Here is a 15,876-nt window from a genome sequence, read left to right on the forward strand (position 1 = left end):
GCGTCGCCCTTCTCCGAACCCTCGGGAGCAACCCGAGCCGGGAGGGCCCCCATTCGGCGTGGCTCATCCCCATCCGCTCGGGCAGCAGCCCTGCCGCCCGTCCCTCAAGGAGTCCCACCCTCATGTCTCGCATCTTCACCCGCCGCCGTACCGCCACCGCGATCGTGACGGCGGCCCTGCTGCTGCCGCTGGCTGCCTGCGGCGGCAAGGACGACAGCAAGAAGGACACCGGCGCCAAGGCCGCTGCCTCCGGCACGCCGAAGGCCGACCTGACCGTCCTCGCGGCCTCCTCGCTGACCGATGTGTTCGGCACCGCGAAGAAGGTGTACGAGAAGGAGCACCCCGGCACGACGGTCAAGTACTCCTTCGCCGGCTCCCAGGACCTCGCCACCCAGGTGAAGCAGGGTGACCCGGCCGACGCGCTGGTCACGGCGGACACCAAGACCATGGACGGTCTGAAGTCCGAGGTCGGCAAGCCGGAGATCATCGCCAAGAACCGTCTGGTCATCGTCACCCGCAAGGGCAACCCGGACAAGGTCCACAGCCTGAAGGACCTCTCCAACAGCAAGCTGAAGGTCGTCCTCGCCGCGCCCCAGGTGCCCGTCGGCAACTACAGCAAGAAGGTGCTGGACGCGCAGAAGATCAAGGTGAAGCCGGTCTCGCAGGAGGTGAACGTCCGCGCCGTCCTGTCCAAGGTCGAGCTGGGCGAGGCCGACGCGGGCATCGTCTACAAGACGGACGCCGCCACCGCGCCCGGCAAGGTCGACACGGTCACCATCCCCGACGCGCAGAACGCCGTCGCCTCCTACCCGGCGGCGACCGTCAAGGGATCGAAGAACTCGGCCGCGGCTGCCGCGTTCGTCGCCTGGCTCGACACCCCCGAGGCGCAGAAGATCCTCCAGGGCGCGGGCTTCCAGAAGCCGTAGTGGAGCCGGAGTAGCGCCGTAGTACGCCCAACTCGGCCGTACGGGGCTGTCCTTGCCGCACAGACGGTGGACAGCCCCGTACGGATTCGCATCCGGCATCCCGATCACAGGCACCCCGATCACAGGAACCCCGATGAGAAGCATCCGCACCCGCGCCCGTAGACCGCGCACCGGCTCTCCCATAGCCCTCGCGGTGCCCGCGCTGATCGGGGTCGGGTTCCTGCTGATGCCCCTGATCGGCATTCTGGCGCGCACCTCATGGGGCGAGCTCGGTGCCAACCTGACCAGCCCGGACACGACTCAGGCGCTGCGGCTGTCGCTCGAGGTCTCCTTCTGTGCCCTGGGCGTCTCGCTGCTCCTGGGGGTGCCGCTGGCCTGGGTGCTCGCGCGGGTCGACTTTCCCGGTAAGGCGTTCGTACGCTCTCTCGTCCTGCTGCCGATGGTGCTGCCGCCCACCGTCGGGGGAGTGGCACTGCTGCTCGGGTTCGGCCGCCGGGGTGTGCTCGGTCCCTGGCTGGAGAACACCTTCGGTATCACGCTGCCCTTCCACACGTCGGGGGCGGTGGTCGCGGCGACCTTCGTGGCGATGCCGTTCCTGGTCATCAGCCTGGAGGGCACACTCGCCGGGCTGCGGCCCCGTTACGAGGAGACCGCGGCCTCGCTCGGTGCCTCGCCGGTCCGGGTGTTCCTCACCGTCACCCTGCCCATGGTCGCGCCGGGGCTGGCCGCGGGCGCCGCGCTGACCTGGGCGCGGGCGCTCGGTGAGTTCGGGGCGACCATCACCTTCGCCGGGAACCTCCCCGGTTCCACCCAGACGCTGCCGTTGCAGGTGTATCTCCTTCTGCAGGACTCACCCACGGCCGCAACATCCGTATCGCTCCTGCTTCTTGTCATCGCGATGGCCGTCCTGGTGGCCCTGCGCGGGCGCTGGACCGGCGGTACGTCCGCGCGCACCGGGAAGGCCGCCCGCCCCGCGGACGACACGGACGACACCGGCCGGCCGCTCCCAGGCTCCGGACCCGCCGACGCCGCGACCGGTGGCGCGCCGGGCGGCACGGACGGGGCCACTCCCCGACCCAACTCCCGGGCCCCGCAGGAACGCTGGCCGCTGCACGCGGTGGTCACCGGCTTCAACGAGCTGACGCTCGACGCGGAGCCGGGCACCACCATCGCGGTCGTCGGCCCCAACGGCGCGGGCAAGACCACCCTGCTGCGCGCCCTCCTGGGCCTGACCCCGCGCGCCCGCGCGGAGCTGCGTCTCGGTGACATCGACGTCAGCCCGCTGCCGCCGCACCGCCGGGGGGTGGCGTGGGTCCCGCAGGACGGCGCGCTCTTCCCGCACCTGAGCGCTCTCACCAACACCGCCTACGGCCTGCGCTCGCGCCGGGTGCCGCGCGCCGAGGCGCGCCGGGAGGCCGCCCAGTGGCTGGACCGGCTCGGCGTCGGGCATCTCGCCGCCCGCAAGCCCTCCCAGCTCTCCGGTGGCCAGGCCCAGCGCGTCGCACTCGCCAGGGCGCTCGCCGCCCGCCCCCGGCTGCTGCTTCTCGACGAGCCGCTCGCCGCGCTCGACCAGACCACCCGGGCCCATGTGCGGCACACCCTGCGCACGCATCTCAGTGACTTCGCCGGTGTCTGCCTGATCGTCACCCACGACCCGGTGGAGGCGGTCTCGCTGGCCGACCGGGTCCTCGTACTGGACGACGGCCGTACGCTCCAGGACGCCCCGCCCACCGAAGTCACCCTGCACCCGCGGTCGCCGTGGGTGGCCCGGATGCTCGGCCGCAACGCCTGGACCGGCACCGCGTCCGCGGACGGTCTGACTCTCACCGGCGGCGGACGGCTCGTCGTCGCCGACGGGCTCGCCGAGGGTGTCAGGGCGCTGGCGATCATCGCGCCCGAAGCCGTCTCCATCCACCGGGACAGGCCGTCGGGCAGCCCGCGCAACGTCTGGCCCGGCACCGTACGGGAGATCACATCGGCCGGCAGCAGGCTCCGCGTCCTCGTCACATCGGCCGAGGCACCCGACCTGGTGGCGGAGATCACTCCGCAGGCCGCACTCGAACTCGGCCTCGCGGACGGCGTACCGGTGTGGACCAGCGTCAAGGCCACCGAGATCACCCTGGTCGAGGTCTAGAGCCTTTGATCTGGTGGGGCGTCAGCTCGCGTTCTACGATCGTGGGCGAATGCGCGCGGGACGGTCCGGTCGTGGGGCATCCCGGGGCGGGGTAACGAGGGGGAGCACTCCATGTCCAGGACAGCGTTCCGGTTTCCTGCGCTGCAGCCGCACGACCCCGACAGCCTCGGGGACTTCCGGCTGGTGGCGCGGCTCGGTGAAGGGGGTATGGGGCAGGTCTTCCTCGCCCTCTCTCCCGGCGGGCAGCCGGCGGCCGTGAAGGTGATCCGCAGCGAATTCGCCCGGGACGCGGAGTTCGGGCAACGGTTCGCACGCGAGGTGGGGGCCGCGCAGAAGGTGCGCGGTGCGCATCTCGCACCGCTGCTGGACGCCGAACCCCGAGTGGAGCGGCCGTGGCTGGCCACGACCTACGTCGCCGGGCCGTCCCTGCGGGACCTGGTGGTCGAGCGCGGACCGCTTCCGGCTGGTCAGGTGATGCTGCTGGCCTGGGGCATCGCCCACGCCCTCGGCGACATCCACGCCGCGCACGTGGTCCACCGGGACCTCAAGCCCGCCAACATCATCCTGGACGAAAGCGGCCCGAAGGTCATCGACTTCGGCATCGTCAAATCCCTGGCGCAGTCGGTGACGCACAGCAGCCACTCCACCCGGATCGGCACGCCGCTGTACATGTCGCCCGAGCAGGCCGCGGGCCGCACCGTGGACGCGGCCTCCGACGTCTTCGCCCTCGGCTCCACCCTGTACTTCCTCGCTACTGGCCGTGAGGCCTTCGCGGCCGAGAACGAGTGGGCCGTTGCCCACCGCGTCGTCGCCGACACCCCGGACGTCTCCACCATCGCCCCACCGCTGGGCCGGCTGATCAGCGACTGCCTGCACAAGGAACCCGACCAGCGCCCGACACCGGTACGTGTCCGGCAGCGGTGCGAGGAAGAGCTGGGGGCCGCACTCGGTCCGGGCGCCTGGATGGGCATCACCGGCGCCCGTGAGGCAATCCGGCAGCGCACCAGCGCCTTGCGCACCCTCACCGCCCCGGACCGGGAAGCGGCCGTCGGTGCCTCCCGCGAGCAACCCGCCTCCGCCCGCGTCCCCGGCGCCGGCGAGGCCGGCAGCTCATCGGTCACGGTGCCCGTCCGGCCATCGCCCACCGTGCGGGCGCCGGAGACGCAGAGTCCGCCGAACCGGACGGGACCGGCCCCGGTGGGGCGCGTGATCGCCACACACGTGGCTGAGCTCCTGGTAGCGGTGGGGGTGCTCTTCTGGGCAAGCTCCCTGCCGTTCATGTCGGAGACCTGGAAGGAGAAGTCGTCCGGCAGCCAAGTGGCCCATGTGGTGGAGAGTTTCGACTGGCATCACCCGTGGCAGCCCGTTCTGAGCGGTATCCCCGGAGTGAATACGACCTGGCAAGTGATACCGGCCGGGTTCATCGGCACAGCGGTCAGCCTCGTCTGCGCTGCCCTGTTCCTGCTGAGGCTGGCCGACGACCGTGATCTCAGGAAGCGCGGGCTGGCAGCAGGCATGGCTTCCGGCGCCTGGACCCTCGTCGTCGCCTTCATCGGCCTGCTTCTGCTCGCGATGACACTCGGCCTGGAGGTCACGGACGACAACCCGGCCTACGCGGACCGCGGGGAGTACCTGGCAGGAGGATGGCTGCTGCTCCTGGTGAACGTGCTGATAGCCGACACGATCCGGCGCACACAGAAATACGTCGCGAGGCGGGCAGCGGACACCGCCTGACGCAGCGCGACCGAAGCTGTTCCGGCGCGGCCCGGCTTCCCGCCAGGACGCGGCCCGGCTTCCCGCCAAGAGAAGACCGCCACCATCTGCGTATCTGCGTATCTGCGTATCTGCGGGAGCGGGGGCCGGGGGTCCGGCCGGTTAGCATCGCCTGTGACTCCGATACCCGCACCCAAGGAGACGCCGATACGTCGGCGCATACTCGCCGACCTCACCCCGCTGCGCACATCCCCCGACTTCCGGCGGCTCTGGTTCGGCAACACCGTCTCCTGGGTCGGGCAGGGCATGACCGCCCTGGCGATCTCCCTCCAGGTCTACGACCTCACCCGCTCCAGCTTCTCCGTCGGTCTCGTCGGCCTCTTCTCGCTGGTGCCGCTGGTCGCGTTCGGCCTGTACGGCGGGGCCATCGCCGACACCCTCGACCGCCGCAAACTCGGGCTCTACAGCGCCCTCGGGTCCGCAGTCCTCTCGGTGGGGCTCTCGTCGGCCGCGTTCGCGGGCTTCCACCATGTCTGGTTCCTGTACGGCATCGTGGCACTCCAGTCCGTCTGCGCCGCGCTCAACGCCCCGGCCAGATCCGCGATGATCCCCCGGCTGCTGCCCGGCGACCAACTGCCCGCGGCCAACGCCCTGTCGTCGATGACCAGCACCTTCGGAACGCTGATCGGGCCGATGCTCGGCGGCCTCATCGTCGGCTTCTGGGGCTACCAGGCCGCGTATCTGATCGACGCCGTCTCCTTCGTCGCCGCCCTGTACGCGATGTGGCGGCTGCCCTCGATGCTCCCCGACCGGGCCGCCGGATCGAAGAGCCGCGCCTCGGTCCTGGACGGGCTGCGCTTCCTGGCCACCCGCCCCAACCTCCGGATGACGTTCTTCTCCGACTTCTGCGCCATGATCCTGGCCCAGCCGCGGGCGCTGTTCCCCGCGGTGGCCGTCCTCTGGTACGGGGGCGACGCCCGCACCACGGGGCTGCTGGTCGCGGCGCCCGCGGTGGGCGCACTGCTCGGCGGGGTCTTCTCCGGCTGGCTGGGCGGCATCCACCGGCACGGCCTCGCGATCGTGCTCGCGGTCGCCGGATGGGGGCTCGCCATCGCGGTGTTCGGCCTGACCAGGAACCTCTGGCTCGGCCTGTTCTTCCTCGCGCTGGCCGGTGCCGCGGACACCGTGTCCATGGTCTTCCGCAACACGATGATGCAGGTCGCGGCGCCGGACGAGATGCGCGGCAGGCTCCAGGGGGTCTTCATCGTGGTCGTGGCGGGCGGCCCGCGCCTGGGCGACTTCCTCGCGGGCTCGGCGGGCGACCTGGCCACCCCGACCGCTGCCGTGGTCGGTGGCGGTCTCGCCTGCGTCGCCGCGGTCACCCTGCTCGGCCTGACCCGGCGCGGCTTCCTCCGCTACGACGCACGGTCGCCGGTGCCGTAGCCGGGCACGGGGCCGCTACGACGCCTCCCACACCAGCGCGTTCCCGTCCTCGCCCTCCGGTGTCCCGTCGTGCGTGACGGTCAGCCGTACCGGGTCCTCCCGCGCGTCGACCACCACCGCCACCTGTGAGACGTCCGGCAGCCGGTGCGCGCGGGCGAGTGCCCGGCGCAGGGCGGCCAGCAGGTCATCGCCGACCTGCTCCGTGATCCGCGAGTCGACCGGGCCGAGGAAGTGCACGGACGGAGCGAACCCCAGCAGCACCCGCGCGCCGTCCGTCTCCCGCAGCACCTGGCCGCGCAGCGTCGACGGGGCGTCGGCGGGCGGCTGCTGGAGGGCGAAGATCGCGGTCCTGACGTCCTGGATGGTCGAGTCGAGTTCATCGACCGCCCGGCCGATCAGCTCACCGAGCTCGGTGCCTGCCGCCCGCCGCCGGGTCGACTCCAGCATCATCTCGGTCGCGAAGAGCCGCTGGACGACGAGGTCGTGCAGATCGCGGGCGATCCGGTCGCGGTCCTCGTACACCGCGAGCCGCTCGCGGTTCTGCCGGGCATCGGCCAGTACGAGCGCGAGCGCGGCCTGCGAGGCGAACTGCAGGGCCAGCGTCCGGTCCGCCGCGTTGTAGGGGCGGCCACTGCGCCGCCGGGGCAGCGCGAGCGTGCCGATCAGCTTGCCGCCGCTCTGCAGCGGCAGCATCATGCTCGGCCCGAAGCGCGCCCGTACATGGGTGGTCATCCGGGGATCGGTCGACGAGTCCTCGATGTACACCGGGTCCCCGCTGAGCAGCTGGACCAGGACGGGGGAGCCCGGCGCGATCGTGGCGCCGATGAGGTCGCCCGGGTCCTCGAAGGTGGAGGCGGCGACGATCTCCATGCCGCCGCTGCCGGTCGGCAGGAGCACCACACCGGCGACCGCGTCGGCGAGGCCCCTGGCCTGTTCGGCGACCGTGGTCAGCGCGTCGGTCGCGCTCTCGCCGGTGAGCAGCGCGTTGGTGACGGCCGCCGCCCCCTTGATCCAGCGCTCCCGGAGCCTGGCCGTCTCGTACAGCCGGGCGTTGCCGATCGCGATGCCCGCCTGCGCGGCGAGCACCCGCAGCAGCGCCTCGTCGTCCACGTCGAAGCCGCCCTCGCGCTTGTCCGCGAGATGGAGGGTGCCGAAAACCTGCTGGTGCACCCGGACGGGGACCCGCAGCAGGCCGGGGGTGTCGTCCGGGAGGCCGATCAGCGCGTCACCGTCGGCGCCGGTCGCGAACAGGTCGCTGAGGCGGTCGCGCTCGGGGTCGACCACCCCGAGCGCCCCGCGACGCGCGCCCGTCAGCCGGGTCGCCGAGTCCACGATGTGCTGGAGCGTGCCGCGCAGTTCGAGATCCGTACCGACGCTCAGCACCGCTTCGAGGAGCAACGGCAGCCGTGTGTCACCGGTCATCGTGGTCCCCCGGTCCGAATCGTCGCAGGCCCCGCGGTGCCGCCCGGCCGTTCCCGCGGCCCGCCCGTGAGCGGGCCCTCAGCTGTTCACAGGCCCTCAGTTGTTCACAGGCCCTCAGTTGTTCAGCGGGGCCAGCGTCATGGGCGTCATCTTTCCCTCCAGCATCGCGCCGAGTCCGAGGACCGAGCAGACGTCGGGCCGCTCGGCGATGTGCACCGGCATCCCCGTCGCATTGCGCAGCATCTGCTCCAGGCCGGGGAGCAGGGCGCTTCCGCCGACCATCATGATGCCGCGGTCCGACAGGTCGGCGACCAGATCCGGCGGGCAGGCGCGCAGCACCCGGCCGATGCCGTCGAGTACGGCGGTCAGCGGGGTGTGGATGGCCTCCCGTACGGCCGCGGTGTCGACCTGGACCGACCGGGCGAGGCCGGTGGCCACGTCTCTGCCGTGGATCTCGGTGAACTCGGGGCCGTCCAGGGACAGCCCGTTGCCGCTGAGCGCCAGCTGCAGCGGCCGTACGGACTGGCTCGGCAGCAGCAACTCGTGGCGCTGGCGCAGGTGCTGTACGACGGCCCGGTCGATGGCCTCACCGCCGACCGGGACCCGCTCGGCGGTCACGATCGAGCCGAGCGAGAGCACGGCGATCTGCGTGGTCGCCGCACCGCAGACCATGATCATGGTGGCGGTCGGCTGCTCGACGGGGAGCCCGCAGCCGACGGCGGCGGCGATGAGGGTGTCGACCAGCTCGACCTTCCGGGCGCCGAGGCCGATCAGGGTCTCGACCGTGGCGCGCTGCGCCAGCGGGTCGGACTCGTGCGGGGTGCACGCGGCGGCGCGCAGCATCGGGGTGCGGCGCAGCCTGCGCCGCAGCTTGTCGCCGAGCAGGTGTGCCAGCATCCGCCGGGCCAGGTCGATGTCGACGACGGTGCCGCCGGAGACGGGGCGCGCCACCCGGATGTAGCCGGGCGTGCGGCCGGTCATCTGCTCGGCGAGGGTGCCGACGGCGATGAGCGCGTCCGTGCGGTTGTTCACCGCGACGACGCTCGGCTCATCCACGACGAGTCCCATGCCCTTGACGAACACCCGGGTCCGCGCGGCCCCGAGGTCGACGGCTACCTGGCAACGGCGCAACTGCTCAAGACTGACGGTCACGGCAGGATCTCCCGAGAAACGCTGAGGTGGAGCACCGGCGGCAGCCGGTCCTCATCGCATCCTGCGACGGCCGCAACCGGAGCGCGCGCTGGGCTGAGCCGCCCGGGTGGTTCTCCGCCGTCCCGCTGGAAAGCAAGCTCCTAACGAGGTGTGTCGGCGGGTTGTACGTCCTGGAGCAGCCCCCAGGTGAACTCGGCGACGGCGGGGTGCCCGCCGGGCAGCGTGAGGGCGAGCCGCCACCGGGTCGGCGCGGTGCCCTCCATCGGGCGGGCGGGGGCGAACGCGCGGGCCGCCTCGTCCACCGTGCACGACCAGGGCCGCAGGTCGTCCGCCGTGTGCAGGGCCGGCGCCGCGGCGCCGGGGGCACGGACCAGCCACTCGTTCCACACCGCGCCGCCGGGCCCGGTCAGCACCTCGAACCGCAGTCCCGGCCAGAGCGGCACCGGCCACTGGAGGGCGTCGCACTCCAGGTCGCCGATCTTTCTGCGGGCGGTGGCGGACGGCTCCCCGAGCACCGACCGGTAGCGCTGCGCGGCCGCCCGGGACCGGGGCGAGCGGGCCATCGCCTGCCAGCGCCGGTTCGCCTCGCGCATCTCGGCGAGCGTGACGCCCAGCTCGTGCCGGGCGTCCTCGACGAGGCCCGGCTGATGGTCGGCCATCCGGCGCAGCAGCACCAGCTGGAAGTCGAGCGGCCCGAACGGGCTCCCTGATCGCGTCATACACCCATCCTGCAGAAGCTCCGGGTGGATCAGCCCGGCGTTGGTAGCAGCGACAACCGAGGGGCCGGGGCTTTGGCGCACACGACAAGGACGGCCCCGATGACGCTCCCGTACGTTGTGCCGACCAGGCGGAAGCGGAGAGTGGAGCCCAGGATGACCGAACTGATCCCGTCGGAAATCAAGCGGTCGGCGCCAGGGGCCGGCAGACGCACGCTCGGCGTGCTGCCCCTGGTCGGAATCTTCTTCTTCACGGTGTCCGGAGGCCCCTTCGGGCTGGAAGCCTCACTCTCCAGCGCCGGTCCGGGCATGACCCTGCTGATGATCGTCCTGGTGCCGGTGGTCTTCGGCGTGCCGAACGCGCTGGTGGCAGCGGAGTTGAGTGCCGCGATACCGGTCGACGGCGGCTACTACTACTGGACGAAGATCGCGCTCGGCAGAGGTGCGGCATTCGTGTTCGGGGCCTGGAATTCGATCGGGTCGGTGCTGAACCTCGCCCTCTACCCGATCCTGCTGGTCGACTACCTGGCCACCTGGGTCCCGGACATCGCCCGCGGTAAGGGGCTGGTGATCGTTGACCTGTTCCACGGCGGTTTCGTCGTGGACCTGCACTGGATCGTCACCGTCGCCCTCATCGTCCCGATGGCGTACCTGAACTACCGCGGCTCCAAGGCGGTGAGCGAGTACTCGGTGGGGATGATGCTGCTGATCCTCGCACCGTTCGCGGTGCTGGCCGTCCTCGGCATCTGGCATGCGGTCGGCAACGGGATCAACGTGCTCTCGCCCTTCGTGGTGCCGGGGCAGAGCGTCCACTCGTCGGTGGCCGGCGCGCTCAGCGTGATCGTGTGGCTGTACCTCGGCTTCGACGGCCCGAGCACCGTGCTGGGCGAGGTCGCCGACGCGCACCGGACCTACACCCGGGCGCTGGTCATCTCGGTTCCGCTGATCACGGCCGCCTATCTGCTGCCCACCGCCGCCGCCATCGGCAGCGGGCTGCACCGGGGCTCGCCCGCCGACTGGGTCCAGGGCGACTTCATCGTGGTCGGCGACGCCCTGGGCGGAATCTGGCTGAAGGTGCTGCTCTCCCTGGGATCGGCGCTCTCCCTGGTGGGACTGTTCATGGCGATCCTGCTGACGAGCACCCGGGTCCCGCGGGCGCTCGCCGCGGACGCGTACCTGCCGCGCTGGATGGCCCGGGACAGCAAACGGTTCAACACGCCGGTGGGTGCGCTGCTGGCGAGCACCACCGTCGTCGTCGTGCTCTCCGCCGTCGACTTCAGCTCGATCCTGCGGGCCACGGTGCTGCTCACCCTGGCCTCGATCCTGCTGGAATTCGTGGCCTTCCTGGTCCTGCGCTGGAGATATCCGCAGATGCTCCGGCCGGTTCGGGTCCCCGGCGGCTGGACCGGCGCGGTTCTGGTCGTCCTGCTGCCCACAGCGATGATCGTGTACCTGGCGTGGGGTACGGCGGTCGACGAGGCCGCGACGTTCGGCACGAGTCTCGCGGTGGCGCTGCTGGCCGTGCTGCTGTACCCACTGTGCCGACGGTTCGTCAAAGGCGACCGGCCGGACGCGGAGATCGACTCCTCCCGGGTCGAGCTGGGTCCGGACCGGTTCGCGGGATTCGGTGCGCGGAAGGCGGGCGTCTGATGGATGTGCGACAGGAACTCTCCGGGCTTGCTGAGCAGTTGCGGACCTGGTGGCCGGTGCCGGGAATCGCGATCAGCGTCGTCGACGGGACCGGCGAGTCCGCGTTCGTCACCGCGGGATGCGCGAACGCGGAGTCCGGGGCGCCGGTCTCCCGTCGTACGCGGTTCGAGATCGGTTCCGTCAGCAAGACCTTCACCGCCTTTCTGCTCGGCATACTGGCGGACGAGGGGAAGGTGGACCTCGACGCGGCGGTCGCCGACCACCTGCCCTGGTTCGCCCCGAACGGCGGCTCCCGTGCCATCACCGTCCGGCACCTCCTGCAGCACACCTCCGGCCTGGTGGCCGGGGCCGACGCGCTGCCCGATGCCGCCGCACGCGGCTACGCGCTGCGCGACGCGAGGACCTGGGCCGAACCGGGTGAGCTGTTCCACTACTCCAACGAGGGCTACAACCTGCTGGGGCTGATCGTCGAGCAGGTGACGGGGGAATCGCTGGCGGACGCCATGGCCGGACGGCTGCTGCGGCCCCTGGGCATGGGCGACTCGGCGGCGCGTATCACTCACGAGGACATCGGCGACGGGGACATCAACAGACTTGCCACCGGGTACCGGTTCCTGCGCGACGACCGCCCACCGCTGCCGTCGGCCCCGCTCGCGCCGGCCGGCTTCTTCGAGTATTCGGCGGCCGACGGGAACGTGCTGGCAACCGCTTCCGACCTGGGCCTGTTCGCCCGCATGCTGCTGGGCCGGGGCACCCTGGACGGCACCAGGATCATCGGGCCTGAGCGCTTCCGGCAGATCGTCACGGTGCCTGCCGACGCCGGGGGTTCCGGCTACGCGCTCGGTGTGGACGTGGAGGTGGTCGACGGCCGCACCTGGCTGACGCACGCCGGCGGGATGGTCGGATACCGCTCGTACCTCGCCGTTGACACCGACGGCGGGCACGGTGTCGCCGTGCTGACCAACGCACCCGGCGAGTGCCACATCGTCGACCGCTTCGCCCGCCATGTGCTCGCCGTCGTCCAGGGAGCCCCGGCGGACCCGGCGCTCTTCGACCCGGAGCGGATCCCCGACGCCCAGCGCTACGTCGGGATCCACGGGACGACGCCGCGTCAGATCCGCGTCGAGGCCACCGGGGACGACCGTCTCTCGCTCACATCGGACGAGGTGACGGGCACGCTGTACGACGCGGGGGACGGGCGGCTGGTGTGCGATCACCCAGCATGGTCCGCCTATCACCACTCTCTGGACGGCCACTCACCGGACGGACGCTGGCTCTACGGCCCCGAGTCCCTGGGCCCCGGCCCCTCCTCCGCCCCGACCGCCTCCCCGCACGCACTCGTAGGCCGCTACCGGAGCTACACCCCCTGGTACCCCGCCTTCAGCATCGTGCAGAGGGCGGGACGACTGCACATGATCGCCGCGACCGGCGTGGAAGCGCCCTGCGACGAACCGGAACTCGTCCCGCTCGACGACGGGACATTCCGCATCGGAGCCGACTCCCGGCTGCCGGAGCGCCTGACGCCCGGCCCCGCCCTGGACGGCGCGGTGCTCTGGGTCGACCTGGACGGGTGCCGCTACACGCGCTCGTTCCGGGATCAGCCGGAACCTTGATCAGTCGGAGCCTTGATCAGTCGGAGCCTTGATCAGCCGGAACCGTGATCAGCCGGAGCCCTGGGAAGCGCCCGCCCGCAGCTCACGCACCCGGAGTTGGAGGTGCGCGAGCAGCATGGCGTCGGCATCGGTGAAGTCAAGACCGGAGACCTCGCGGATACGGCGCAGCCGGTAGCGCATGGTGTTGGGGTGGATGTGCAGGGCCTCCGCCGCGGTGTCGGTGACTCCCGCGGCGGCGAGATAGGCGGCCAGGGTCGCCGCCAGCGGACCCTCCTGGCCCTCTTCCTGGCGCAGCCGGTGCAGTGCGCCGCCGGCGTCCGGCAGGCCGAGCGCCTCGGTCGCGTCGGCCAGGTGCAGCAGCAGCACCGCCAGCGCCATGTCCTCCACGGTGCGCACGGCCGGTCCGCGGACGGCCGGGTGCCGCAGCGCCCGCAGCGCGGCGTCCGCCTGCGCCCGCACGCCGGCGATCCGGCCCATCGATCCGGCCGGGCCGCCGACGGCGACCACGTAGTCACCGGCCAGTGGGGTCCGCGCGAGGAAGTCGCGGGCCAGGGCGACGGCCGACTCCAGGGCCGTGGCGTGTTCCGGAGGCCAGGCAGCCAGTACGTACACCGTTCCGGTGCCCGCCACCAGGGCTGAACGGGGGTGCACGGCCGCCAGGAAGTATTCGAGCGTGTCCGCGAACCGGCGCAGCCCGGCGGCGTCCAGTGTGTCGGAGCCCGACGCGTCCGACCCCCCGTGGCCGGCCAGCCGCGGGGCCGCGGCCAGGACGCAGACCGGGCCGGATCCCAGCTGCAGCCGACTCGCCTCCACCGGGTCGGCCGCCCCGCCGAGTACCGCGGCGGCCAGCTCGCCGCGCTGGTGGCGGGCGTAGCTGGTCTCCGTGCGCAGGCCGACCAGCTGCAGCGCGACCACGGGCGCGAACTCGCGCAGCCGGGCTGTGGCCGCCTCGTCGAGCGGCCCCGTGACGGCGGCCCAGATGTAGCCGACGACGTCCGAACCGGCCCGGACCGCGATCGCCAGCCTGGCCAGCTGATCCGCCCCGGTCGCCTCCATGTACACCGGTTCGGTGCTGGCATGGAGCCGCTCGAACTCCTGACGGTCGCGCTGTTCGGCGAGCGTCCGCTGGTGCACGGCCCGCCCCAGGATGGTCTCGATCCGCTCGGAGTCGGTCCGGTCCTGCCCCTCCGACCAGGCGACCAGCGCGGAGAAGCGGTCCTCGATGGTGACCGGGGCGCCGACGGCCTCGTAGACCGCGTTCGCCAGGGCGAACAGCTCCGCGCCGCTGCCGGCTGAGCGCACCCGCGTCCTCGCGTACTCGAGCAGCTGCTCACGGACGGTCGTCGCCACGTGCATCCAGGACGCGTCCCGGTTGACCTCGATGATCGCCGGCCTGTCGCCGGCCGACGGCGGCACCGGGGCCTTCACCGCCAGTACCTCCGCACCGGCCGACCGCATGGCCGTGGTCAGCTCGCGCAGCTCGGCCTCCGTGGTCACGCCGACCCCCAGCACCACGCACCCGGGTCCGAGCTGTGCCGGCGCACCCGGGGCATGGATGGCGATGTCGGTGAGCGGCCCGCCGCTGCCGGTCCCCTCCTGGACCAGGCGCAGCAGCGCCGGGCCGATGTTGTCCACGAGCTGACGGACGGGCAGGTGACCCCGAGCCGACTCCCGCATGGTGCACCCCCGACTCGAAGGACTGTTGTGGGCGTCAAGTCTGGGAGACCCGCATTGACGATGTCAACGATGATCCGGAGTGACCTCAGCGGGAGCATGGCAGGAGAGCGGGACGGATCCATGGCACAAGGAGCACGGATGGCAACGACGCAGACGCAGGCAGACCGGGAACTGCTGGGGCTTTTCCCGCCCGGCACCACCCGGGCGGGGAACGGCGGACTGGCGATCGGCGGCGTACCGGTGGCCGAACTCGCCGAGTCGTACGGCACTCCCGCGCTGATCATCGACGAGGCGTCGGTCCGCGCCCGCGCCCGCCGGTACGCCGACGGCCTGGCCGCCCGTTGGCCGAGCTCCCGCGTCGCCTTCGCCTCCAAGGCCTTCCCCTGCACCGCCGTCATCCGGCTGCTCACGGAGGAGGGCCTGGACATCGACGTGGCCGGCGGCGGCGAGCTGACCCTCGCCCTCGCCGCAGGCGCGGACCCGGCCGGCCTGGTCGTCCACGGCAACGCCAAGACCGAGGAGGAGCTGCGCCTGGCCGTCGAAGCCGGCGCCGGGACGGTCGTCGTCGACAACTTCGACGACATCGACCGGCTGGAGAAGATCCTCGCCGGCACCGCGGCGGAGCAGGGAGTACTGGTCCGGGTCACCCCCGGCATCCGCCCCGACACCCACGAGGCCGTGTCCACCGGCCAGAACGGCTCCAAGTTCGGTCTGCCCCTGCCGCAGGCCCGGGAGGCGATCGCGCGGCTGCGCGGCAGCGACCGGCTGCGGCTGGACGGCGTCCATGTGCACGTCGGGTCGCAGATCCTGGATCTCGCACCGTTCGCGCAGGCCGTCGAGGCGGTCGCCGAACTCGGCGAATTCGCCGTCTACGACCTGGGCGGCGGCCTCGGCTCCCGCTACACCTACGCCGACCGGCCGCCCACGGTGGAGGCGTACCTCGACACCGTCACCGACGTCGCCCGACGCCTGCTGCCCGCCGGCGCCCGCATCCTCATCGAGCCGGGGCGCTCGATGGTCGCCGAGTCCGGCGTCTCGCTGTACCGGGTCGTCTCCGTCAAGCGCGGCGGAGGCCACACCTTCGTCGCCGTCGACGGCGGTATGGGCGACAACCTCGAAGTCTCCCTGTACCAGCAGCGCTTCGAGGCCGCCGTCGCCGACCGCCCGACCGGCGGGGGCGAGCTGTGCCGCCTGGTGGGCCGGCACTGCGAGTCCGGCGACACCCTCAGCGTCGGCGTCCCGCTGGCGGACCCGCGCGTCGGGGACCTGATCGCCGTGCCGGTCACCGGCGCCTACACCTATGCGCTGAGCAACAACTACAACGGCGCGCGCCGCCCGCCGGTGGTCTTCGTCCGCGACGGCGCGCACCGTGCCGTGGTGCGCCGCGAGACCTACGCCGACCTGATGCGCCGGGATCTGCCGTAGCGGAG

Annotated in this window: 11 protein-coding genes; 7 read left to right on the forward strand and 4 right to left on the reverse strand. The window is 72.1% G+C overall.

Features of this window, described 5'->3' with window-relative positions; genetic code table 11:
- Positions 1-122 precede the first annotated feature (122 nt).
- The 4 genes from modA (at position 123) to OG210_RS22800 (ending at position 6,216) form a co-directional block, all read left to right on the forward strand.
- Complete coding sequence (gene modA / locus OG210_RS22785; RefSeq protein ID WP_328326221.1) at positions 123-926, forward strand: molybdate ABC transporter substrate-binding protein; 804 nt, start codon at positions 123-125, stop codon at positions 924-926.
- Positions 927-1,059: 133 nt separating this feature from the next.
- Entirely contained in the window at positions 1,060-3,060 is a 2,001-nt protein-coding gene (locus tag OG210_RS22790) for an ABC transporter permease (protein ID WP_328326219.1), read from the forward strand.
- Between the two features lie 111 nt (positions 3,061-3,171).
- Positions 3,172-4,794, forward strand: a complete 1,623-nt coding sequence (locus OG210_RS22795) for a serine/threonine-protein kinase (protein ID WP_328326217.1) — start codon at positions 3,172-3,174, stop codon at positions 4,792-4,794.
- Between the two features lie 153 nt (positions 4,795-4,947).
- Positions 4,948-6,216 (forward strand): MFS transporter, encoded by a 1,269-nt coding sequence (locus OG210_RS22800; protein WP_328326215.1) that lies wholly within the window; start codon positions 4,948-4,950, stop codon positions 6,214-6,216.
- Positions 6,217-6,231: 15 nt separating this feature from the next.
- Here OG210_RS22800 and OG210_RS22805 read toward each other — a convergent pair whose 3' ends face one another.
- The 3 genes from OG210_RS22805 to OG210_RS22815 all read right to left on the reverse strand — a co-directional run bounded on the left by OG210_RS22805 (position 6,232) and on the right by OG210_RS22815 (position 9,509).
- Complete coding sequence (locus OG210_RS22805) at positions 6,232-7,638, reverse strand: GAF domain-containing protein (protein ID WP_328326213.1); 1,407 nt, start codon at positions 7,636-7,638, stop codon at positions 6,232-6,234.
- Positions 7,639-7,752: 114 nt separating this feature from the next.
- Positions 7,753-8,790 (reverse strand): rod shape-determining protein, encoded by a 1,038-nt coding sequence (locus tag OG210_RS22810; RefSeq protein ID WP_328326211.1) that lies wholly within the window; start codon positions 8,788-8,790, stop codon positions 7,753-7,755.
- 140 nt (positions 8,791-8,930) lie between these two features.
- Complete coding sequence (locus OG210_RS22815) at positions 8,931-9,509, reverse strand: hypothetical protein (protein ID WP_328326209.1); 579 nt, start codon at positions 9,507-9,509, stop codon at positions 8,931-8,933.
- A 153-nt stretch (positions 9,510-9,662) separates the two neighbouring features.
- Here OG210_RS22815 and OG210_RS22820 point away from each other — a divergent pair, with 153 nt between their 5' ends.
- Positions 9,663-11,156 (forward strand): APC family permease, encoded by a 1,494-nt coding sequence (locus OG210_RS22820; RefSeq protein WP_328326207.1) that lies wholly within the window; start codon positions 9,663-9,665, stop codon positions 11,154-11,156.
- The gene (locus OG210_RS22825) at positions 11,156-12,769 is read left to right on the forward strand and encodes a serine hydrolase domain-containing protein (RefSeq protein WP_371538496.1); all 1,614 of its coding nucleotides are present in this window, start codon (positions 11,156-11,158) and stop codon (positions 12,767-12,769) included. Before OG210_RS22820 ends, OG210_RS22825 begins: the two co-directional genes overlap by 1 nt.
- A gap of 48 nt (positions 12,770-12,817) precedes the next feature.
- Here OG210_RS22825 and OG210_RS22830 read toward each other — a convergent pair whose 3' ends face one another.
- Complete coding sequence (locus tag OG210_RS22830; RefSeq protein ID WP_371538498.1) at positions 12,818-14,446, reverse strand: PucR family transcriptional regulator; 1,629 nt, start codon at positions 14,444-14,446, stop codon at positions 12,818-12,820.
- Positions 14,447-14,584: 138 nt separating this feature from the next.
- Between OG210_RS22830 and lysA the strand changes: the two genes are divergently transcribed.
- Positions 14,585-15,871: a diaminopimelate decarboxylase gene (gene lysA, locus OG210_RS22835; protein WP_371538500.1), complete on the forward strand. Its 1,287-nt coding sequence runs from the start codon at positions 14,585-14,587 to the stop codon at positions 15,869-15,871.
- Positions 15,872-15,876 lie beyond the last annotated feature (5 nt).

The organism is Streptomyces sp. NBC_00466 (assembly GCF_041433995.1).
Lineage (GTDB): Bacteria > Actinomycetota > Actinomycetes > Streptomycetales > Streptomycetaceae > Streptomyces.